Source organism: Campylobacter sp. BCW_6465 (genome assembly GCF_001762815.1).
In the GTDB taxonomy this organism is placed as follows: domain Bacteria; phylum Campylobacterota; class Campylobacteria; order Campylobacterales; family Campylobacteraceae; genus Campylobacter_D; species Campylobacter_D jejuni.
The window spans coordinates 1-878 of record NZ_MJXN01000047.1; the positions used below are offsets into that span (position 1 = coordinate 1).

1 protein-coding gene is annotated in these 878 nt (G+C 27.2%); it reads left to right on the forward strand.

Annotated features, from left to right (window positions below):
* The coding region (locus AJ886_RS03365) for a 6-hydroxymethylpterin diphosphokinase MptE-like protein (protein ID WP_148124021.1) at positions 1-878 on the forward strand (878 nt) is incomplete at both ends.

The window sequence follows — 878 nt, forward strand, 5'->3', positions numbered from 1 at the left end:
TACTAGAAAAAAACATACAAGCTTTATTAAGTGGAGTAAATGAACCCTTAGGAAATAAACTTTTAAATTTCATACAAAATAAAACTTGTTCTCATTTTAATATAGATGAAAATTTAAATATCTTTGATAAAACTCATAATGTTTTCATGTATGAAAACTTAGAAGAAGAATTAAATTTTTTCTATCAAAGTATTTTAGAAAAAACTCCTAGATATCCTTTCGTATGTATTTATGGTATAGGCAATGCCTTGCTTATTAAAAATTTAGCTAAACACTATAAACATCTTTTTGTATTTGAAAGTGAAATAGAACTTTTTATCCTAGCTTTAAGTACGCTGGATTTGAGTGAAGAGCTTTGTAGTGGAAAAATTTATCTTGTGGATATCGAAGAAGAAAGAGTAGATATTCAACTGCTTATACTTTTTGATATGAAAGATATGTTTGAGTACTTAAGTTTGTATGAAATGTTTGTGAATAATGTTTATTATAAAAAGTTTTATGAGGATATCTGGCATAAAGCAGATGAGCTTTGCGAGAAAAATATAAAAGTTGTGATAAGAAATTTAAATTCTAGTTTATGCATCGGTTTTGAGTGTTATTCTCATCTTTTACAAAACATCCCTTCTATGCTTGAAAGCATTCCTTTTCAAAGAATCTTAAATGAAAGAAAAAACAAATTCGAAAATGCTATAGTAGTTTCTGCAGGACCTAGTTTAGCTAAACAACTTCCTTTACTTAAAGCTTATCAAGAAAAAGCAGTGATCTTTTGTGCTGATGGGGCTTTAAGTATGCTTGAAAAAGAAGGCATAGTGCCTGATTATGTTACGAATTTAGATTTTACTGATTTAGCAATGAAATTTTTTCAAAATAAAGAAAAT